At 52.4% G+C, this 23,489-nt stretch carries 8 protein-coding genes; 6 read left to right on the forward strand and 2 right to left on the reverse strand.

Features of this window, described 5'->3' with window-relative positions; translation table 11 throughout:
* Nucleotides 1–478: 478 nt before the first annotated feature.
* The 3 genes from DDY07_RS24290 (at nucleotide 479) to DDY07_RS06380 (ending at nucleotide 15,703) form a co-directional block, all read left to right on the forward strand.
* A complete protein-coding gene (locus DDY07_RS24290) occupies nucleotides 479–12,889 on the forward strand; it encodes a calcium-binding protein (RefSeq protein WP_367650855.1) in 12,411 nt (4,136 codons plus the stop codon).
* 126 nt (nucleotides 12,890–13,015) lie between these two features.
* Complete coding sequence (locus tag DDY07_RS06375; RefSeq protein WP_171695236.1) at nucleotides 13,016–14,287, forward strand: glycosyltransferase; 1,272 nt, start codon at nucleotides 13,016–13,018, stop codon at nucleotides 14,285–14,287.
* A gap of 21 nt (nucleotides 14,288–14,308) precedes the next feature.
* A complete protein-coding gene (locus tag DDY07_RS06380) occupies nucleotides 14,309–15,703 on the forward strand; it encodes an HlyD family type I secretion periplasmic adaptor subunit (protein WP_171695237.1) in 1,395 nt (464 codons plus the stop codon).
* 444 nt (nucleotides 15,704–16,147) lie between these two features.
* Here the strand turns inward: DDY07_RS06380 and mobI are convergent, their stop codons facing one another.
* Nucleotides 16,148–16,633: a conjugative transfer protein MobI(A/C) gene (mobI, locus tag DDY07_RS06385; protein WP_171695238.1), complete on the reverse strand. Its 486-nt coding sequence runs from the start codon at nucleotides 16,631–16,633 to the stop codon at nucleotides 16,148–16,150.
* Between the two features lie 488 nt (nucleotides 16,634–17,121).
* Here mobI and traF point away from each other — a divergent pair, with 488 nt between their 5' ends.
* The 3 genes from traF (at nucleotide 17,122) to DDY07_RS06400 (ending at nucleotide 22,842) form a co-directional block, all read left to right on the forward strand.
* Nucleotides 17,122–18,132 carry a conjugal transfer protein TraF gene (gene traF / locus DDY07_RS06390; protein WP_253734421.1) on the forward strand — a complete coding sequence of 337 codons (1,011 nt, stop codon included), beginning with the start codon at nucleotides 17,122–17,124 and terminating at the stop codon, nucleotides 18,130–18,132.
* Nucleotides 18,129–19,580 (forward strand): conjugal transfer protein TraH, encoded by a 1,452-nt coding sequence (locus tag DDY07_RS06395; protein ID WP_171695240.1) that lies wholly within the window; start codon nucleotides 18,129–18,131, stop codon nucleotides 19,578–19,580. Before traF ends, DDY07_RS06395 begins: the two co-directional genes overlap by 4 nt.
* Nucleotides 19,581–19,644: 64 nt before the next feature.
* Complete coding sequence (locus tag DDY07_RS06400) at nucleotides 19,645–22,842, forward strand: conjugal transfer protein TraG N-terminal domain-containing protein (protein ID WP_171695241.1); 3,198 nt, start codon at nucleotides 19,645–19,647, stop codon at nucleotides 22,840–22,842.
* A 3-nt stretch (nucleotides 22,843–22,845) separates the two neighbouring features.
* Here DDY07_RS06400 and DDY07_RS06405 read toward each other — a convergent pair whose 3' ends face one another.
* Nucleotides 22,846–23,448 (reverse strand): hypothetical protein, encoded by a 603-nt coding sequence (locus DDY07_RS06405; protein ID WP_129871397.1) that lies wholly within the window; start codon nucleotides 23,446–23,448, stop codon nucleotides 22,846–22,848.
* Between the last annotated feature and the right edge of the window lie 41 nt (nucleotides 23,449–23,489).

Consider the following 23,489-nt stretch of genomic DNA (forward strand, 5'->3'; position numbering starts at 1 on the left):
AGAAGCCCACTACATGAGCATTCTTGGAGTTGCAAATCATAATTTTTGGGTGCTACGCGGACCTGATGGCAAAATATTGCACCAATTACATGGCTTGGCCTATGACCCGGATAGCCAACCTCCGGCGGTCAAGGATATTGGAACGATTGGCGATCAGCTTAAATTTTATGAAGACCCAAGGGGACATAGTTATGGTGGAACCGAATACGACGATGGTTCAACAATTGTTTATGCTGGAACTAAAGATGACGTATTAAGCCGTTGGAATAACGCGCAAGCAGCAACAGACTATTTGAATAGCCTTAATTTGCCCTATTCACCTTTAGGATTCATTGATCCTCTCGGTGTTATCAATAGCAATTCAGCCTTCCATATCTTTGGGGATATAATGGGGCTAAATGTACAAGATTTCAGCTGGCGCTATGAGCCTGGTTTCGATACGGGGTTAAACTATATCGCAAATAATTTTGGCGAATATGTGTCCAGTTTACCCGATGGATCCACCGTATCGCTTAAATTCTCGCCGAATATCAAGGTTTATGCCTTCATTCAAAACTCTTCGAGCCAAGTCACTTCAACCGCTATCGTTCATCTTGACGGTAGCAAAACGTATTACTCCTTCAAGCCTGACGGCAACTACGCCCAATGGTCGCTGAACAGCAACGGCGAGCTCACCGAACTCAATACCAGTAGCAACTCACCCACTTATTACTCGGCCTATAACGACGCGACCGGCCAATACGTCGACTGGTCGGTGTCGCCCGCCGGCGACCTATTGTCGTTGAGTACAGCCAACCCAGACGGTTCAACCAATTACTACTCATACGATTCGACTAGCGGCGACCATATTGAATGGACAGTGTCCGCCAATGGAGAGTTGCTGGCCTTGAGTGGCTCAAAAAACATGGTCGATGGAGTGGAACAGGCATTACCCGATTTTTCTGCTCTTATCAGAGACTTCTTCATTAGTTCCGCAAATGCCGGCGAACTTAATTCAGTATCGAACTTTGCCAACGCGACGAACGGCAATACCCGCGCTAATTTCAAACTGGATGCCGCCGGCAATTTGACCTCCGCCAGTGTCGCCAACGCCGATGGCACAAAAACCTATTATTCCTTCGATCCACAAGGTCAGACCTTCGCGGAATGGCGGCTTTCTAACAGCGGTGAGCTATTGTCGCTTACCACCAATAACAGCGACGGCAGCAAAGCGTATACCGCCTATGATCCGTCTTCCGGCGAATCCGCCCAGTGGACCGTTTCCTCAGCCGGCGACCTGCTGTCGTTGAGCACCGCCAACCCCGATGGTTCAAGCAGTTATTACGCCTACGACCCGGCTACCGGCGATCATGTCGAATGGTCGATTTCCGCCGATGGCGAACTGCTGAGCCTGAACGGCTCCAAGCAGATGGTAGATGAACTGATCGATGCCTCAATGCCGGGTAAAAGTCTATTGGAATCGATTCGGGATTTCTTCTTTCCCCCCGCCTACGGCGCCGACATCAACCCGCTCACCGCCGGCCAATTCAACGCTGCCCAAAACTTCGTCCCCCGCCGCGACCCCTTGGTGTTGGACCTGGACGGCGACGGCATTGAAACCACCGGCATCGGCAATGTGTATTTCGACCACGATGCCGACGGCGTTAAAACCGCGTCCGGCTGGGTCAAGTCCGACGATGGCCTGCTGGTAATGGATCGCAACGGCAACGGCACGATAGACACGGGTCGTGAACTGTTTGGCGACGGCACCTTGCTGGCGAATGGTAAAACCGCCGCCGACGGTTTCGTGGCGCTGGCTCAGGAAGACAGCAATACCGATGGCCGTATTGATGCAGCCGATGCCCGCTTCGCCGACCTGCGTGTCTGGAGTGACCTCAATCAGGACGGCACCTCACAAATCGGCGAGCTATTCACCTTGGCTGATCTGGGTATTCAATCCATCGCGCTCGCCCACAGCACCGTCAACCAGGCCCTAGGTAATGGTAACCGTTTACTCGGTCAGGGTGATGTTATCCGTGACGACGGCACGATCGGCAAAATCGCCGAGATCAACCTGGCCGCCGACACCTTCCGCAGCCAATTCAGCGAGCCGGTGCCGCTGGCGGAGGATGTTAGTGCTTTGCCCAACCTGCAAGGTGCCGGCAAAGTCCGCGAACTGCACCAAGCCGCCAGCCTATCCACAGCGGTTAATGCGCTATTGACGCAATATAGCCAAGCCGCTACGCGTACCGAGCAGTTGGCGCTGTTGGACAACTTACTCAGTACCTGGGCCGATACCGCCGGCATGGCCAACAGTATGGATCAACGCGACCCTGCGCACTTCCGGGTTCGCTACGACAGCTTCGGCAACGTCAGTCGCAGCAGTCATCTGCTACCGGCAGCCGCCGTGGCCGCCAGCGGCGGTACGCTCTCGCCCGACGGCACCAACGATGCCTTTGTCGATGCTGACTACAAAGCCCTGATCGCCAGTTGGAACCGCAAGATTCACGTCTTGGAAGCCTTTAACGGCCGTTACTTCTTCAATCTGCCCGGCCAAAACCAGCCCGGCAGCTCGGCCATTCTAGGTTTATCCAATGATTACAGCTACCGTCCAGCCGTTGGAGAGCCCAGCCAGCGCCTCTTAGTCAATTTCGCCCAAGCACAGCTTTACGCGCTCGATCAAGGTTACGCAGCCCTTAGAGAAACCGTCTACCAAAACCTGCTACTGCAAACCCGCTTCAAACCGCTGCTGGACCAAGTCGGCTTGATTATGGATGGCCAAGGTATCCGCCTGGATTTCACCGCCCTGGAAGCCACCCTAAGCCAAAACATTCAAACCAACCCGGTCGAAGGCATTACCGACCTGATCGAATTCACTCGCTCAACGCAACAACAATTCCAGGGTACCGATATTAAGGCCTGGAACATCCTGGAAGACGCGCTGCGCGCCAACCCCGTCACCCCGGAATTGCAACAAGTTTTCAATACCTTCGGCGTCCGGATCACTGCCGCCGGCATCACCCGCCTGGATGGCAGCGCTGCTGCCGACATTCTAGTGGGGGGCGACCAGGCGGATACCCTGATCGGCAACGACGGCAATGACGTCTTACTGGGCGGTGCCGGAAACGATACCCTCTACGATGGCAACGGCGATAACATCCTGATGGGCGGCGCCGGCAACGACCTGCTCCAGGGCGGCTACGCCAAAGACCGGCTCGACGGCGGCAGCGGCGATGACACACTAAAGGGCGGACGCGGCGACGATGTCTACTTGTTCCGGCGCGGCAGCGGCCAGGATGTGTTAAGCGATGGCGACGGCAGCAACGTATTGCTACTGGAGGGACTGACCGAAGCCAACATTCAGGTCGAGATGGTAGGACGTGTGGAAGTCAGGCTGCGCATCATCGACACCGGCGAAACCTTAACCATTCAAGGCAATAGCGGATTTAACGGCTGGTGGAACGCCTACAATAACCCCCGTGAATTGATGCGCCGCTCAATTCCTGCCATTCATTTCGCCGACGGAACGATATGGAATGCGGATGAACTGCTGCGCCATACCGTGGCGCAACCGACCGAAGGCGACGATGTCATTCAAGGCAGTTATGCCGCCGATACCATCACAGGCCTGGGCGGTAACGACGAACTCCATGGCGGTCTTGGCAACGATAACCTGAGCGGCAATGCCGGCGATGATTTGCTACTGGGAGGATCGGAAGACGATACGCTGGAGGGCGGCGCCGGTGACGATACTCTGGTGGGGGGCGATTACAACGTCAACTACTACACCAATACTCGCTACTACGGATCCGAATACGATAACGGCGCCGATACCTACCACTTCGGGCGTGGCAGTGGTCACGATACCATCATCGACTATGATACCGCTAGCTTCAATGTCGATAGATTGGTCTTTGCGGCTGACATCGCGCCGAGCGACGTGCAAGTCAGCATCAACGGTTTTGATCTGGATTTAGGTATTGCCGGCAGCGCCGACCGGGTCACGATCCAGGGATATTATTACTATAACGAAAACACCGTCAGTCGGATCGAGCGCATCGAATTCGCCGACGGCACGGTGTGGACCGAAGCCGAGCTGCGGGCCATGATCGTGGCCGGCAGCGAGCAGGACGACACCATTCCTGCTTTTTACACGAATGATATTATCACTGGTCTGGCAGGTAATGACCGCATAGACGGCGGTCAAGGCGATGATCATATAAATGGCGGTAGCGGTAACGATCAAATTGTAGGTGGCTCAGGAAACGATCTGATCGAGGGAGGTTTGGGGAACGACCAAATCGAAGGGGGCTTGGGTGACGATGTTATTGACGGCGGACTGGGTGATGACACGATAATCAATAAATATTTATACCGATTTGGTGCAGTGAGCGGCAACGATACCTACGTATTCGGCTTAGGATACGGACACGACACCGTTCTGGATACTGATATAAAGCATACCGAAACCGATACCATCCGCTTTCAACCCAACGTAACACCGAACGATGTCAGTATTTTGCGCGTCGCCAATAATCTAGTATTGCGCCTGAATAACGGCGCGGACAGTCTGACTATTCAGGATTGGTTTGCCTTCGATCGCGAAGACAACAAAATCGAGCGCGTCGAATTCTCCGATGGCACGGTGTGGGATATTTCTTACCTGGAAAGTCATTTGAGTCTGATAGGTACGGAGTCAGACGATTATCTTAGAGGCGGCCGGCAAGGCGAAAGCTACGAAGGGCTAGCCGGCAACGATATGTTGTTCGGCGATGGCGGCGATGACCTCATGCACGGTGGCGAGGACAACGATAGGGTCTTCGGCGGTTACGGTAACGATAGTGTGCATGGCGATGCCGGCAATGACATTTTGTACGGCGAAACGGGTAGCGACATACTGGATGGCGGCAGCGGCGATGATACGCTTTACGGTGGTAGCCAATGGTCGTCTAGCGAAGCAGGTAACGATATTTATCTGTTTGGTCGGGGATACGGGCACGACACCATCATCGATAGCGATGCCTCAATAGGTAATAGCGATACCATCCGCTTTGCCCCCGATCTTCTCCCCACGAATGTGTTAGTCAGGCATCGCGGTAACGATCTCAGTTTTGTTATTCAGGAAACCGGCGAAACCTTAACCGTCAAAAATTGGTTCAACCCACAACCGGGTCGGGAAGCCGCTAACCTGATAGAGCGTATCGAATTTGCCGACGGCACGGTATGGACGGCTGCCGATGCAGTTGCATTCAGTTTGATGGGCAGCTCCGGCGACGACGACATCGTCGGTTACGCCACTGGCGATGCCATCACCGGCTTGGCAGGCAATGATCGTTTATTTGGCGAAGCCGGCGACGATCAACTGACTGGCGGCTCCGGGGATGATACTTTATCGGGGGGCCTAGGCAATGACCTACTGGATGGTGGCACCGGTCAAGACGGCATGACAGGCGGTGTCGGTAACGACGGCTATCGATTCGGTTACGGTTATGGTAGCGACTCGGTCTCGGATGCCGGGAGCTCTGACGACATTAACGATTTCATCACGCTAGACGAGAGCGTGATTCCCACTGACGTGCGACTCAGCCGCCAAGGCAATGATCTGATATTAACTTTGGAGGATTCTACTGATGTCTTGACGGTGAAAAACAGTTTTTATTCCGAACTGAATCAAATCGAGGAAATCCGCTTCGCCGACGGCACGGTCTGGAACCTTAATGTCATTAGGCAAAAAGTGTTACTGGGTACGTCCGCCAATGACGAACTGTTAGGGTTCTATACCAATGATGTTATCACCGGCGATGCCGGCGACGATATGTTGGAGGGTGCTTGGGGGGACGATACGCTGAACGGCGGTCGCGGTAGCGACCTTCTCTACGGTGGTGGTGGTAACGATACTTACCTTTTTAGTCTGGGCGACGGTCATGATGTTATCGATGAAGACGACGGGACGGATACTATACGGCTGGGCGCCGGCATTGCCACAACCGATGTTGCACTGTCCTTCGACGGCAACGATTTATTGATAGGCATCGTCGGTGGCACCGATAGTATGCGAGTCATCAACTTTAACTATGGCGGCTGGAATCAGGTCGAATTCTTGCAATTTGCCGACGGCACGCGCTGGAACGTCGATACGATAACCTTGTTAGCCAGTATTGCGGACAACAGTAACACACTGCTCGGTACCCCGAATGCGGATATTCTGGTAGGTACAGATGGGGCGAATACCGTCATTGGCCTGGAAGGCGACGATACGCTGTTCGGCGCTGCCGGTGGCGACGAAATCTATGCCGGAGACGGTAACGACACGCTGAACGGCGGAACGGGTAATGACGAGTTGTACGGTCAAGCCGGTAACGACACGATGCAAGACGAAGGTGGCGAAAACTGGCTCTATGGTGGCGAAGGCGATGACGTATTGCAAGGTGGCGCAGAAGAAGACACCTTGTATGGCAATAACGGTAATGACCAGCTACATGGCGGCGCTGGCCGCGACCGGTTATATGGCGACGATACCTATGGTACGGCTGGCAACGATGTCCTCGCCGGTGGTGCTGGCGATGACGAACTTGTTAGCGGTCGCGGTTCCGATACGTATGTTCTGAATCGCGGTGATGGGTTCGATCACATAATGGCTGAACCGTTCAGATTTAGCGACGATGCTGTGGTATTCGGAGCCGGCATCAGTGCTGCCGATTTGTTGGTGCAAATCCGCGATGCGGGCTCGTCAGGCTACGGCGGTGGCTATGGTGGCTATGGTGGCTCTTACGGAGGAAGCTACGGCGGTGGGTATGGTGGCGGTTACGGCGGCAATTATGGAGACGGACTGTTATTGGCGGTCGGCGTGGGCGGTAACGACGGTCTGTTGCTGGAATTGCAAAGTTATTACAGTGGCATCGATTACGGTGGCGGTTATGGTGGTAGCTATTACAGCTTCTATACCACCCTGCAAGATTTTGAAGTACGCCGTTTTGTATTTGCCGACGGCACTGAACTGACATTGAGCGAGGTTTTGGCACGGGCGGATGCCGGGGTGATCGGCAATCAGTACGGCAACAACGCGAACGAATTTCTGTTAGGCAGTGTGGCCGACGACGAGATTTATGGTTATGACGGTATCGACAAGATTGATGCCCGCGCCAATGAGGATATTATTGTTGGTGGTTCTGGCGATGATGTCATTGCAGCCGGTTACGGCGACGATTCGGTTTACGGGGACAGCGGTGACGATATCATAGCGGGTGGACGCGGCGATGATTATTCGTACGGGGGTGACGGCAACAATACGTTTGCCTTTAATCGTGGTGACGGCGACGATTATCTGGAAAACTATGCCAATAGTGGAGCAATCAATACCCTATCGTTCGGTGTTGGCATTAATCCCAATGATATTTCGGCAACGGTGGATGCTCAAGGCAATTTGGTATTGCTGCTAGATGGCGGCGCGGGCGGCAGTATTACTTTCCCTTGGTTCCGGGTATGGGATGGTTATTCCGTATCTGAAGATCCGGCAGTTGCCCGATTACAGTTTATCGATGCCGACGGACATGCACGTATTTTCAATTTGGCTGGACTGGTTGCGACACAGGCATCGGGACTGATGTCGTCAGATCGCACCCGGCCAGTCGCCATTTTTCAGAGTAACGCCTCGGAATTCGAATTGACGGGTACGGCGGCCCCAATGGGCGGGGGTTATGCGGTAGCGTACGCACAAACTGATGATCTTTTTGGCACGCCTTACTACGCCAACGGCAATATAGGCACCAATGGCGATGATCTAATTCTCGGCAACGAGAACGACGACATCGTGGATGCAGAGGTTGGTAACGATGTGATCGCTACGGGTTCCGGCGACGATATTGTAGATGGTGGTGCCGGTGATGATTGGATAGAAGCGGGTAGCGGCGACGACCTGTTGATAGGAGGAACCGGTAACGATACGATTTTGGCTGGTTCAGGCGACGACGACATCAATGCCGGTCCGGGTGCCGATATTGCCGAAGGAGGGGAAGGTAACGATACCTACCATTTCAACGTGGGCGACGGCGATCTGACTATCATCGACGTAGCCGATGGCGACGGCAACCGGTTGATATTCGGTGAGGGTATAGATCCCGAGTCATTGACCTTGTCTTATGACGATAAGCACAATTTGGTCATCAATACCGGCGCCGTGGGAGATATTGTCAGATTGAGCGGATTTACCCATGACTATCCCGATGAAGACAATGCGGTGGCCATTTACGAGTTTGCCGATGGCACTGAGCTTACCCATATCGAGTTACTGGCACGTGGTTTTGATTTGACGGGAACTGATGCGGACGATTACGTGGAAGGCACCTTCCTGCAAGATCGTATCGTGGGTGGGGCAGGCAATGACTTTATAGTCGGCAGCCGGGGTAACGACACATTGCAAGGCGGTAACGGTAATGATGTTTACGTGTTCAATCTTGGCGATGGCATCGACACGATCACCGATTTGGCAGGTATCGATTCGGGTAATGAAATACGCTTTGGCAGCGGTATAACCCAGAGCGACTTACAGCTGAGTCTTGAAGATGATGTGTTAACAATCCACGTCGGTCCTTTCGGCGATCAAATTCGTTTGACCGGTTTTCAAGCGGCCGATCCTGAAGTCCTAACGCCGATTGAGCGTTTTCAGTTTACCGATGGATCGAGTTTGGATTTTGCTGAGTTACTGGAGCTCGGTATAGAAATCGTCGGCACACCGAATAACGATGAACTGACAGGTAGTAATCAAGCAGATATTTTCCGCGCTCTAGCCGGTGACGACACAATGGACGGCGGTGCCGGCGACGATGTCTACCTGATCGGCACCGATGAAGGGACGGATAGCATTACCGATTCAGCCGAAGCCGGTGCCGGCAATACCTTGGTGTTTACCGCCGAGGATTTTGATGGTGACGCACTCGAATTGAGTCTGGATGCTGGAACGGGTACGTTAATCCTTGACTATCCGGATGCAGACAATCAGGTTCGCCTATCCGGTTTCAATCGCAATGATCCATTCGGTGCGCATGCCATTGAGCATTACCAGTTAGGTGCTTCAGGACCATTAGTCAGTTACGCGGAGTTACTTGCACGCGGCTTCGATATCAACGGCACAACAGATAATGATGTGCTATTTGGCACCGCCACCACTGATCGAATATTCGGCTATGAGGGGAATGACCGTATTGAATCCGGTCCAGGTAACGATACGGCCGACGGTGGCGCGGGCGACGACAGCTATCTGTTTAATGTAGGTGACGGGGTGCTAACCATCGTTGATAGCGCCGTAATGGGTGCGGGCAACCAATTGGAGTTTGGTGCGGGTATCACCCAGGAAGATTTGATCAACCATTTGCATTTCGAAGCTCCCACTAACGGCGAGCCGGGTTGGTTCATCATCCGTGTGGGAGACAACGGCGATGAGGTTCGTCTGCAAGGTTTCGATCCCAATGATGTCGAAAACAGCCCACGCGCTGTGGACAGTTTTCGATTTGCGGATGGTAGCGTAGTGGATTTTAGACAGCTGGTCAGAAGTACATTTGTCATACAGGGTGATCAAAACGGGAATACCTTAAGCGGGACAAACCTGGGCGACCGCCTGTATGGTTATGAAAGTGTGGATAGTCTCTATGGCGGTGATGGTGACGACGTGTTGACCGGCGGAAGTGGCGATGACACCCTACTGGGTGGTGCGGGCCGGGATGCCTACGTCTTTAACCTAGGTGACGGTATCGATACAATCCACGACGCCTTGCTGGATGGCTATGCTAATACCTTAAGTTTTGGAGAGGGTATAGGGCCTGACGATCTGACGTTGGTGCGCGACGGCACTACGCTGACGGTGTCTTACGGTAACCAAGGCGACGCGGTGCGTATTCTCAATTACGATCCTAGCGGCGTATTTGGCAGTCAAGTCATAGATCGCTTCGAATTTGCCGATGGTGGGGCATTGCCGATTGAAGCCGCGCTTAATGCCGGACCGGGCGTCGGTGTGGTATTGGCCGAACATATGGCTTGGGAAGATCAGCCGATACACTATCAAGTGCCAAGCGATCTGTTTGCCGATGCCAATAGCGCACTGATTTTATCGGCCACCTTGGCTGACGGCAGCGCGTTACCGGCATGGCTGCATTTCGATCAAGCTACCGCGACGTTCTCCGGCACGCCGGCAAATGAGCAAGTTGGCAGCTATGCGATTCGCTTAACCGGTACCGACGCTTTCGGTGCGACGGCGGAAACGCAATGGAATCTGGCTATCATAAACGCTAATGATGCACCGATAGTAGCAGTCAATCCCAGCGATATCATTGCCACTCAGGATCAAATATTGACATTTACTCTGCCTGACACGACTTTCGTTGATGTCGATCAGGGTGACCATTTGACGTACTCCGCTACGTTACGTGATGGTTCAGCGCTGCCTAGTTGGTTAGCTTTTGATGCCGCATCGCTGAGCTTTAGCGGTACACCGGCGAATGCCGATGTCGGTAGTTTGGCCATTCGGCTCACGGCCACGGATACATCCGGCAGTCATGTAACAGCCGATTTTGCCGTCAACGTGACGAACGTAAACGATACTCCGATATTGTTAACGCCTTTCGCTGATCAAATCGCAACCCAAAATCAGCCATTTTTATTCACCCCACCTCCGGCGTCCTTTGTGGATATCGATGCCGGCGATACGTTAAGTTACAGTGCGACGCTGATTGACGGGCAGCCTTTACCGGCTTGGCTGAGCTTTGACGCTGCCACACAAAGCTTCAGTGGTGCTCCAGGTAACAATGAAGTTGGGACATACTCGATCAAACTGTTGGTGAGCGATTCGGCCGGGAGCACTGCGGAAGATAGCTTTGTGTTAACCGTGCAAAACGTTAATGATGCACCTTTCCTCGCTATCCCACTGACTAATCAGGCAGCAACCCAGGATCAAGCTTTTCAATACGCACTGCAGACCGACAGTTTTGTCGATATAGACGCAGCAGATGTCTTGAGTTATTCGGCGACCTTATCCAATGGTGCCGTATTGCCAAGTTGGCTGCAGTTCGATGCGGCGTCTTTGAGTTTTTCCGGTACCCCCGCAAATAGCGATGTCGGCAATCTTAGTATCCGTTTGACAGCAATCGATTCAGTCGGCGCTAGCGCGACAGCTAACTTTGATCTCGCTATTGCTGATATCAACGACGCACCGATCCTAGTGGTCCCGGTTCTCGATCAAGCGGCCCAGGAAGGTGTTGCTTTCGCTTATCAGATTCCGGCGAATGCCTTTATGGATATCGATGTCGGCGACTCGCTGAGTTACGGTCTAAGTTTGGCCGATGGTGGCGCGTTGCCGAGCTGGCTAAGTTTCGATAGTACGTCGCGTACTTTAAGCGGCATGCCCGGTGCGCTGGATGTGGGTATCGTGTCGCTCCGCATATTAGTTAGCGATGCAGGCGGTTTATCGGTAGCCGATGACTTTGTGTTGAATATTGCGCCAAATGTGGTGCAAGGACAGGTTATCGACGGTACCGACGGCGACGATATACTGATTGGAACAGCCGGTGACGATACGCTCAACGGTAAAGCGGGTCGGGATTGGCTGCAGGCAGCTTTGGGAGACGATACTCTGCTGTATTCTGTTGACAGCCGCTGGACCGATGATGACCACGATGATCATGAGGATGACGAAAACGACCATCACCATGGTCACGACGACGGCGAGCACTCATGCGAAGATGAATCCGGACGGAGGATTAATGTCGGTAGTCCCGGATATCAAGGCTCTGCTGAAACAGTCAGCCTGGCGGAACGAAATCGGAGCTACGATATTTATAATGGCGGCGCTGGATACGACATTTTGAAGGGCACTTCGGGTAGCGATGCTCTATTACTGGATGACGATATCAGTCCTTACCCCGCCGGTCAGTCGGGCCCTCGATTAGTCGGGATCGAAGAGATCCAAATGGGTGGAGGTGATGACGTGGTTGATTTAACCAGCCGTCGCTATGGTTACGGTGACATCAAAATTGACGGAGGCAGCGGCAAGGACGTAATTTGGGCGTCTGCCGGTAATGACCTATTACTGGGCGGTAGCGGCAATGATCGTATCGATGGTGGCGCCGGATATGATGTATTGCAAGGCGGAACCGGTAACGACCAACTATCCGGCGGATTCGGCAACGATCTTATGCAGGGTGGCTACGGCAACGATAACTTGCGAGACATCCAAGGCCACAATTTATTGGATGGCGGTGCCGGCGACGATGAACTGTCCGTCTCTGGCGATGCTGCCGTAGTGATTGGTGGCATCGGTAACGATGAATTGGCCTTGTCCGGAGGCAGCAACGTAATTCTATTCAATCGAGGTGATCGGGCGGATACGCTGGATTCCTCGGGCGCGCAGGACGATACCTTATCGCTTGGCGGCGGTATTCGCTATAGCGATTTAAAATTCCGTAAGAACGGTGACGATCTGGTGTTGGACATGGGTAATGGTGATCGAATCAAATTCGAGGATTGGTATGATTGTGCCGGACATAAAACTGTTCTGAATTTGCAGGTAGTGGCCGAGGCCATGACTGGATTCGATCAAAACTCAGCCAATCCGCTCATGGATAACAAGATCGAAACGTTTGATTTTTCGGGTCTAGTCGATTCCTTCGATACGGCTAGAGCGTCTCGACCGGGCCTTTCCAGCTGGGCGCTGAGTAATGCCTTGAGTCAATTTCACTTGGGAGGCTCTGATTCCGAAGCCTTTGGCGGCGACTTGGCCTATCAGTACGGCAAAAATGGTAGTTTGAGCGGTATCAGCACCAGCGCGGCGCAAGAGACCATTGCCGCACCTGGATTGGGCACACAAACCCAAACTCTGCATTCTCTATCCAGTTTGCAAGAAGGCATGACGAAGTTGGTGTAGATCGGGTCACGGGGTGGCGTAATGCAGTTTTCCGACTGCTTGACGGAACCCCTGTATTGGGGTCTCCGTGTCTTTCAAAGTAAATGCTTCCTCTGTTGGTTGCCTGGGGATTATGGATAACATTGCATGAGTCTCATTCTTTTTGCGTGGGAGTTAGGTGCTAATTATGGTCACCTAACCCGCCAGTTACCTATCGCCTTGCGCTTGAGAGCGAAAGGCCATCAAGTGTTTTTTGTCGTTCGAGATACTACTGTGGCGGCGAATCTACTTGGGCCGCATGGTATTGCGTTTACCCAAGCCCCACTTGATACCAGTGATAAACGCTTGGTTAGGCCCCCTGCCAATTATGCCGAAATGCTTTTGGCATCCGGCTACAGTGAACATGCAACGTTGTGGGGAATGGTGCGGAGCTGGTTGAGTCTGATGAAAATGTTCAACGCGGATATCATAGTGGCTGATCATGCGCCTACTGCGCTATTCACGGCTCGATTGATCGGGTTGCCCTCTACAATCATTGGTAGCGGTTTTGAAATCCCTCCGAATTGCTCACCATTACCGTCAATCAGACCGTGGGAAGCAATAGATGTCGATAGCTTATGTCGGTCTGAAGAGCGTGTCTTGGAACGACTCAATGCCATTGCTACAGCGTTAGGTGGGCGGACACTAAGCCGAATCTCGGAACTATTCGAAGGTGCCGGCAAGATATTGGCAACTTTTGGAGAACTGGATCATTACGGGCTACGCGACGGCGAAAACTATACCGGGCCCATTTATCGTCGTGATGCCGGCCAAGCAATCAGTTGGTCCACGATGGACAGCACACATATATTCGCCTATTTGCGACCTAGCGTACCTGGTTTCGAGGCCTTGCTGACAGCCTTGTCCAAGCAGTCGGCTGACATTGTCGTAGTGGCACCAGGTATTCGACGTGCTCAGGCTGAAGCACTCACCAGACCGGGTTTTCAGGTGTTTGCACAGCCAGGGCGCTTAGATTCCAGCCTGCTAAAATCCACTGACATTGCAATAACTTACGGTGGTATCGGTACAGTCAGCGCCTTTTTGCTAGCCGGCATTCCCTTATTACTCGTGCCGCAAAACATCGAACAGTATTTGATGGGGCACTGTGTTGAGAGCTTAGCGGCAGGTCTTGTGGCCAAGCAATTGAGAACGCAGGGGCATTTCTCTGAACTGTTAGAGCGTTTGCTTTGTAATCCGGTTTATCGGCAGAGCGCCATTGATTTTGCCAATCGCTATGCCGGCTTCAAGCCCCATCAAGTCATCGACAAAGCGGTGTATTTAGTAGAGACGATGCTGTCATACGGCGGTATCAGTAAGGTTAAGACTAGTTCATCAGGGTCTGATCAATCGCTAACGCCACTCATAAAATCGATTCCTTAGTCCTTATTTAGCTATGTTTTTATGAGCCACATCAATCTCAATAATGCGCCCAGCAAACCCGCTACGAATAGTGGACAACTATTGGATTTTCAGCCTGGTTTATTAAGGATACAACGGCAGCCGCCGCATCCTATGGCCTGCGTAGTGCTTTATTCACTACTTATTCTATTGGTGTTGCTGTTGGCATGGGCGGCGTTTGGTGAGCTCGACATAGTCGCGGTGGCCGAAGGTAAACTGGTACCTACTAGTTACCTCAAAATTGTCCAGCCGGCTGAGCAAGGGATCGTCAAGCAAATTCTAGTGCAGGAGGGCGAAAGCGTAGAAGCTGGCCAAGTATTAATGCGTATGGATGCCGTATATTCAGATGCTGACCGTAAAGCACTGACTAACGATTACCACAGTAATCGCCTCGCACTGCGACGTATTGATGCCCAATTATCCGACCGTCCGTTGCAAAAAGATGATCTTGATCCACCGGAACTGTACAGTCAAATTGCGTCACAATACGCGGCTAATATCCATGCCTACCGAAACGCACTGTCGCAAGAGCGTAGCGTATTGGAAAAAGCCCAACATGATTTGGCGGCAGCGGAACAAGTCAAAGCAAAGTTAGTTCAAACCTTGCCGCATTATCGTGAGCAGGAAAATGCCTTTGAGCAACTCGCGCAACGTGGATATGGCGGTCGCATCCAAGCCAGTGAAAAAGTCCGTGAACGAATTGAAAAGGAACAGGATTTATTGACCCAAGCATCGGTGATACAGGCAGCGAAAGCGACGATTACTCAAAGCAGGACCCATATTGAGCAGATTTCTGCCGATTATCGTCGTCAACTACAAGCCGATAGAGTAGATGTTGCGACAAAACTAGAAAAACTGCGCCAGGAGTTAGCAAAAATCGAACACCGAAACGAACTTCTCGAACTCAAGGCCCCACAAGCTGCTGTAATCAAAGACCTAGCGACCCATACCATCGGTACAGTTGCGTCGCCGGGTACCATCCTTATGACTCTGGTACCTATGAATGAGAACCTGCGTGCGGAAGTATGGGTTACCAATGAGGATATTGGCTTCATTCGACCTGGACAACCGGTTAAATTGAAGCTCTCGGCGTTTCCCTTTCAGAAATATGGCTTGGTGGAAGCAAATATTAGTCATGTAAGTGCCGATGCCGTAGATAAACAATCCTCGGATGGTATGTCACAGCCGGCTGAAAAAAACAATAAAACCGCAGTTCCATTAGCCTATAGGGCATTAGCTGATTTGAGAGCTCCTTACCTGGAAAATGAGGGGCGGCAATATGTACTGACGGCAGGCATGCAAGTATCAGCAGAAATCAAGCTTGGTACGCGTACGGTATTAGAATATTTACTTTCGCCAGTACGTAAAGCCTTTCATGAAGCGGCCCGAGAACGCTAACATTCAGGCTGCTCGTAGTCTGCTTTTTGATTTTAATTTGGACGTTTTATTACGGTTACCTGTTTTTTGTGTGGGGAAATAAAAGCGAATTCATGCCGGTTTGTACCTCATCAAGATGGTAGGAACGCTATCAGAAGAAAAATGGGGATAGATGAATTTTCGATTCTACTGATAAATTTAGAGGGAAGTGTCGAGTCGTCGCAAAGATCTTTTCCATTCATAAATAACATGCAGTCCACATTAATTTTTCTGTTCCCAACATCAAGCTTTCACAGGCGAGCCAGCGATAACGTCAATTTGCTCGCCGAATTCCGGACATTTGAATGGATTACAGGATGTATTAATCGTTGAAATTGAATGGCCATCCCGACCGACAGGTAATCGCCGTACCGGGGTCTATCTTTCTAGCAAGCCCATTGGAACAATGCTCGTAATCTTGCAATCTCAACCGAAGAATTTGTTATTGGCATCGGCGTCAATTACCTTGCAATATCGCTGCACCGCGTCGCGAATTTTTCCCAGTCGATCGAGCTGTTGCCGGATATGGGCAAACTCGGTTTCCAGTTCTTCGATTAATTCTGCCTCCCAGGTGGGTTCGCCTTTCAGTAGGTTGCCGAGCGGATAACGATAGCCGCGGCCTTTCTTAACGTACTGCGCAATTGGCTTGGTTTGACCGTTTTGTCGCAATGTGGCCATGCGATACCACTCAATGCTGAAAGCGCGTTGGTTTTCCCGGCAGCGGATCCGAACACCGATTCGGCCCGATTCGCTTTTGGTGTGTTTCTGGCGTTGGCTTCTCAATTGGCGCCAATAATCGTCGACCAACACTTTGGCTTGCGCCTGGAGATGATTGCACTGGGTTTCGATCCAATGCAGCAGGTCTTGTTCAGTAAGATTGGGCTGACTGTTGAACGGTTGTTCGCTAGACATGAATTTTCCTATTACCTAACTGTAGGGATAGACATGGACAATGCCTAACGGCATTTTCTGTTCATTGCGAGACTTGGAAAGCGCCTTAGTGCATAGGTATTTGCACCTTAAATGCCTACCGCAGTAGGCACATCACTGTCATTTTCTCGATGGCTCATTTAGGCATTGCCTTGGCAAAACGGCGTGATTCATGCCTATATAGGAAATAACTTCGGCTTTCAGGCCGATTGCCGTTGCCTCGTTTCCCTACTAACGTAGGCAAATCGAAAGTCGATTTCCTATTGGGATTTACGGGTCATCGCCCGTTCGCAACAACGCCGGCATTTTAGGCAACCGATATGGGATACCGATTGCAGTTGACGCCGAATTTGCGATCGTCTGCCGTTACGGTCACGGTCTGCGATCGCTTTTCGAACCATCTTGCAGCTGATGGCGTTTTCGTCGTCAGCTGCAAAAGTCGCTGGGAAGATCTGACGGACAATGGCGCGATGAACCGAATCGCCATTTCTTTACCAATCATCATGAGTTTGTGTCTCAGAGCCTCGCTGGCGATGGGTAAAGACGACGCGCCCGAGGTTTCCTATTTTGCCGACAAACAGCGCGGCTGGTTTTGGTATGAGGTGTTGCCGGAACCAGCTAAAAAAGCCAGACCCGAAACCCAAGCCGATCAGGAAAAACCCAAACCTGACATCAAACCGCCCAGTGACTTTCAGGCTGAAATTGAACCAAAAACACAAGCCAAGCCCTCTGCAGAACCCCAACCACTGTCCTCGGCCTGGTTGAAGCAAAACCTGGAGCATTACTTGAACCAGGCCATCGACGATCCCAGTCCCGAGAATGTGGCGGCGTTTTATTACCTGCAGCGGGTGATGATGGACAAAGCCGAGCGTTTTACCAATGCCGCCCGCTACGTGGTGATGTCAGATCCGCAACTCGATGAAACCGTGCGCCGACCGGTGGCGACCTATGCGGCCAATGAAGCCAATCATCAGGCCAGCGTGGTGGCCGAACGGGCCTTGAAAGGGATTGCCGCCCAAGCCGGCATTTTGTTTTTCTTCCGGTCCGATTGCCCTTATTGCCATGTCCAAGCGCCGATTTTAGCGATGCTGGAAAACGCCTACGGCTTCAAAATCTATCCCGTGTCGCTGGATGGCTTGCCGATGCCGAACGGATTTTTCAGTCAGTTCAAACGTGATAACGGTCAGGCTGCGATGTTGGGGGTTGAGCAAACCCCGGCGCTGTTTCTGATGAAACCGCCCAAGCAAATTGTGCCATTGGCGCAAGGCGCCTTGTCGCTGGAAGAAATCACCGGTCGGATTCTGCTGGCGGCCAAGGAAGCCGGCTGGATCGATGCCACGCAATACCAAACCACCCAGGGCATTCGTAACACGCCGATGTTGTTACCGACGGCCGGTAGCATCAGCCCTGCGGTCACTCGAGATCCACTGTCACTGATCCAGGCATTGCAACGCAGTGCGCATTTGGGGAGCACGCCATGACGTCGTTTACGATTCGATTACGCTATCGCCAGGTCGTTGTATTGATCCTGTTGATCGAGAGTTCTCTTCCAGCCTATGCCGACCTGCAACAGGAAATGGACAGCATGTTCGGCACCATGACCAACTTTACGGCCCCAACCGCGCATTTGGGCCAACGCCGCGGCGTAATTACCGGTGGTAGCTTGGTGCCGCGCAATGGCATCACCAATACCAACCTGGTGTCGTTCGTGCCGCCGTCATTCAGCGCCGGCTGCGGAGGGATCGATTTGTTCGCCGGCAGCTTCAGTTTCATTAACTTCAACCAGTTCGTGCAATTGATGCGCAACGTGGCCGGCAATGCGGCGGGTTACGCGTTTCAACTAGCGGTTGGAGCGATGTGTCCCTGGTGTGCCTCGGTGATGACCGACCTGCAAAAGAAAATCCAGGAAATGAACCAGATGTTCAGCAACTCCTGCCGACTGGCACAAGGCCTAGTCAACGATACGGTCAAAGCCTTCGATCTGCAAAGCAAAACCAATCTATCCAATGCCTCGTTTACCCAAGGCATTTCCGATGTGTTTTCCAGCTGGACCAATACCAGCACCTTGGGTGATCCGGTACAGCAGATAAAGCAGAATGACCCGACCGATATGACCAAGATCATCCAAGGTAATCTGGTGTGGCGAGCGTTGGTCAATCAAAACGCCGGCGGCTGGTTTCGCTTCGGTGGAAACAGTTTGCTGGAAGCGGCGATGAGCATATCCGGTACCGTGATTGTCGATGCGCCGCAAGCCGCGCCCGACGGCAAAGGCGAAAACAATGCCATCAGCGCGCCGCCGCCGGTGCTGCGGATCAAGGATCTGATGTACGGCAATGACGCCGGCAATAGTTATCAAACCGTCAGGATATACACCTGTTCGGATGGTCACAACGCCGATCAGTGTCTCAAACCCATCGTCCAAAACGTCAATCTGGTGGGCTTGAAGCAACGGGTGATGGAGATCCTGCTTGGTTCGGCGAATTCCGGCAACGGATTGATCTACAAATTCTCGACCAACAGCGGCCAAATTACCGACAGCGAAAAGGCCTTCATGCAAACCGTACCAGATGCCATCGGCGGCATGATCCATAACCTGGCAAGGGAGGATGCCGGCATTGCCAAGCTTTGGGCCGAAGAAGCCGCACCGGTGATCGCTCTGGAACTGGCACAGCTGATCGTCAACGATTTACTGAATGCTGTGCAGACCGCGGCGCACATGAACGACCACGCCTATGCCAAATTGCTGATGGACGCCTTGAAAGATGCCCGTGAGCAGATTCAAGACGAATACGTCACCATCGCCGGTCGTTATGGTAATCCGCAAACCTTGATGGCGTTTTACCAGCAGTTGATGACCACCGTGAAGCCCAAACACTACGGTACCGTGGCGCAGTTGCCGGCCTCCGGGATGGCTTGGCCAAGTCCTTAAACACTCATTTCCCGTTCCCCCCCATGGTGGTTTTCTCCCTCGTTGTTTAAAAGGCAGGTCGCCCATGTTTGAAATCTTTTCCGTGGGCGATTCCGCCTATTTGCAAGCCGTACTAAATGCCATCGCGATGATCTCCGGTACCGGCGATTACCGCACAGCAGCGGCCGTCGGCGGTTTGATCGGCGTCATCATCGTCATGCTTCGGGCCTTGTTGCAATGGGATGGTCGCGGTATTCGCTATCAGGATTTACTCCTGGCCTATGTATTGTGGCTGATGCTGTATGCACCGTCGGTGCGGGTGACGATCGAGGATGCTTATACCGGCAGCGTGGTGGTGGTCGACAACGTACCGTTAGGACCGGCGGTAGTCGGTAGCGTGATGTCGAACATGGGCTATCGAACCACACGCTTGTTTGAGCAGGGCTTTGGCACACCGTCGATGACCGGCAATGGTTTTGCCGACAGTTTGCAGACCTTGACGGCGGTGCGGAAGAATCTATTGTCTCGAGTGAATCTAGGCGCGGCCAACGTGCCAAATGCCGGCAGTGATATGGAAACCTCGTTTGCCAATTACGTGCGCGAATGCACCTTAACCGGTGTCGATCTGAATCAGAAATCGGTGGATGCTATCTTGCGTGATGCCGATCCCCTGAATGCGATCAGGTTTGATTCCGATATCTACATGACCCAAATTTTTGTCGGCGGCCAACCGCAGACCAAAACCTGCACGGATGCCTGGGCCGATTTGAGTGGGGTGGTCAACGGCAATTTCGCGACGGCGCTGGAAGGCTTGTTGCAACCGACCTTGGGCGTGCCGACTGCAGGCGATACGGTACCGAAAATACAGGATGCCTTCGATGCGCTAGCCGGCCCCGGCGTGGTCGATGCCGCCGATTACATGTTGATGTCGGCCATCCTGCCCATGTTCGAGAAAGGCGTCATCGGCCGGCACGAAGACGGTTTGCATTGGAACAAGGCGGCGATGGTCGAACAAGCCATTCAGCAACGCAATACCCAATGGGCCGCCGAACAGACCCTGTTTGCCAAGATCGTGCGGCCGATGATGGCGTTCATCGAAGGCTTGAGTTATGCCATCGCGCCGATCATGGCCTTTGTGGTGATGCTGGGCAATGTCGGTATCCGGATGAATATCGGTTATTTCTCGATGTTGCTTTGGATCCAGCTATGGATGCCGATACTGGCGGTGATCAATCTGTTCATCCAGATGTCGGCTGCGGGCAAGATGGCGGCGCTGATCACGGCCACCTATAACCTGCCGTCGATGATGGGCATTTACCAGTTGGACATGGAGTTGCAGCAATGGTTGTCGATCGGCGGCATGCTGGCCGCTTCAACGCCGGCCATTACCTTAATGCTGATTTATCGCGGTGCAGTCACTGCCACCCATTTTCTGGGACGGATGGACGGTGGCGATTACGTGAATGAAAAAATCGCCACGCCCGACGTGATCAGTCCGGCGCCGGTATTGAATGCACAGGCGCAACACCAATACAGTCCGTTGTCGGCAGTCACCCAAACCGGTGTCGATAAGGTGTTGCCGACGTTCACCGCCGGCAAGGACATGAGTGCGGCGGTATCGTCGGCTTACAGCGCTTCGGAACAGGCAACAAGTAGCTTCATGCACAGCGTGTCGTCAACGGCAACGAAATCGACCAGCATCAGTAGCGATGCCTTTGATAGTCGCTCCTTGGGCAATCAAATCGCCAGCAGTTCCAGTTATACCGATGCCTATAACCATCAGTTCGGAGAAGCCTTTGCCAAGAAGCATGCCGATACCGGTATATCCGCCGATCAGTTCTCGGCGTTGGTAGCCGGCAGTGCCAATGCCGGAGCCAAGTTGGGTAGCGACCAATTGAGCGGCGCAATATCTGGCCGCTTGCAGAACGATTTCAAAGTCAGTCAGGATAAGTCTGATGCGATTGCCGCGGATATCAGCCAAACGGTCAACGACAGCCAAGGCTACCAAGCCGGCTTAGCCAAAAGCCTGGCGATGGATGCCCAAACCGGCACCCGAAACGTAGCCTCAATGGGACTGCAAAATCAATCGCTGTCTTCGCTGCAACACAGCGCAACCGATGCGGTATCCGCCAGCGAGTCCTATCAACAAACCCTATCTGCTCAACAACGCTTTGGAACACAAGCTAGTTTCGGTGCGGCGGAGACTGGATACATAATGTCTCACGATCCCGGACTTATGGAACGTCTGGATCGCACGTTAGACCAATATGGCCTGCGCGGCGATACGCAGCGACTGGCCTCACAATGGAAAGCATCAGGTTGGATCAGCGATGCCGATCAAGCCTATGCTGCCGCCGGCATGTCGTTATTGACCGGGTTTTCGTCACCCAGTTACCGCACCCTGGATGATCAACAATCGCACCAGGCGCACATCTCGGGTTACCAGCTGCTCGGCGATGCGTTTAATGCGCCACAGGCCGATCAAAGCTGGAACGCCAACCGGAACGAATTCCTGAAAACCAATGCACCAGAAACTGGCAAGGTTCAAGCAGCAGTCGAACAGGCCAATCTCAAAGACCCACGCGCTGAAACCGAATCGCTAAATCAACGAGCACGAGCACAGATTGGTTCAGCGACGGGAAAAATTGCCGGTGGCGAAGCTCGAGTCGAAGCGCAACATGATCGCAATCTGGCAGAGCGTGAACAAAACTCAAGAGAAGGCTTTGGTCAATTGGCGAATGTCAAAGCGGAGCATTTTAGGCAATCGATTGCGGCAGCGGCCAATGACACGCCTTCGTCTGCAGAGGCTTCTTACAATTATCTGGCGGGCAGTCTTTATAACTCCGCGAAAAATTTGGAAGCATTAGGATCGGTTAGTAACCAACATATCAAGGAGTTTGCAGAATATGTTCAACAATCTCAAGCGCAAGGAATGGGAATTTGGGATTCAATAAAATTTGCTTCAAACCAATCGTATTCTGGATTTAAGGAGGCTTCTCAAGTATGGGCAAATCAAAGAGTAAATGAGGTTACAGATAAATTAACTCCGACTCAGCAAACTTATTATCGTGCCGCGATGTTTGAGGCGTTTGCGGGGATTGCTGTTGCTGGCGAGTATGGCGGCAACCTTGGTATCGCTAGAAGCCAGTTGATAGAAGAGGAAGGCAGTGTCGAAGGTAATGATATCGCCAAGCTACTTAAAAGTGCGGCTGGTCAAGGCCGCGTGGACCTTATTGATCAGATTGGGAATTACAATCGGGCGCGAGGCCGCATAAACTATTAACTTTCAATGAGAGAGACTTTTGGCGGCTGCAAAACCGGCCAGTATCCATCGAGCTATCATCAGAAAGGAAGCCGTCATGACGTAACGGGTTAGATCATCTCTAACATACGGAATCAGAATTGCGATCAAACCTATAGCGGACCAATAATGGCTACTGTTGTGCGATAACTGTTTCGCAATGAATTCGATCGTTTGATAAAAAAGTTCAGCTAGGCCGAAAGCGCTGAAAATGATGCTACCGAATATCCCAAGGGCTTCCATTTCGTTAGGCAATATTTCCATCGTTGCAAGGAGCCAAATCAAACCAAAGCCAACGGTTACCAAAGCTATTCGTTTAAAAGCATCGAATGAAAGGGACTTTTGTGAAAAACGCTGTAAAAATTGTCTAACTCCGCTCGGAAACCGTGCAAACGTAGCGCCGCAGAAAGGGCAAACTGACTTGACTGGTCGGCCATAGTAAACGACCACTCTCGGCACCATGGATCGGTTGCATTCGGGACAATCGACAGTTGCATGATGGCCATTAAACATTGAGTGATTTGATCGAGTTTGAATCGATTGGCTGGGCCGTTTGAACCGATCTGAGAGTGATGACTGTGAAGACATTGTATTCTCCATGCTTAAGCGGTTGGGAAATCCTACCGCGA

The organism is Methylomonas sp. ZR1, from assembly GCF_013141865.1.
Classification (GTDB): domain Bacteria; phylum Pseudomonadota; class Gammaproteobacteria; order Methylococcales; family Methylomonadaceae; genus Methylomonas.

Coding starts and splice junctions, on each gene's coding strand:
- DDY07_RS06405 (WP_129871397.1), bottom strand. CDS start 23,448: ATGTCTTCACAGTCATCACTCTCAGATCGGTTCAAACGGCCCAGCCAA.
- DDY07_RS06380 (WP_171695237.1), top strand. CDS start 14,309: ATGAGCCACATCAATCTCAATAATGCGCCCAGCAAACCCGCTACGAAT.
- traF (WP_253734421.1), top strand. CDS start 17,122: ATGAACCGAATCGCCATTTCTTTACCAATCATCATGAGTTTGTGTCTC.
- DDY07_RS06400 (WP_171695241.1), top strand. CDS start 19,645: ATGTTTGAAATCTTTTCCGTGGGCGATTCCGCCTATTTGCAAGCCGTA.
- mobI (WP_171695238.1), bottom strand. CDS start 16,633: ATGTCTAGCGAACAACCGTTCAACAGTCAGCCCAATCTTACTGAACAA.
- DDY07_RS06395 (WP_171695240.1), top strand. CDS start 18,129: ATGACGTCGTTTACGATTCGATTACGCTATCGCCAGGTCGTTGTATTG.
- DDY07_RS06375 (WP_171695236.1), top strand. CDS start 13,016: ATGAGTCTCATTCTTTTTGCGTGGGAGTTAGGTGCTAATTATGGTCAC.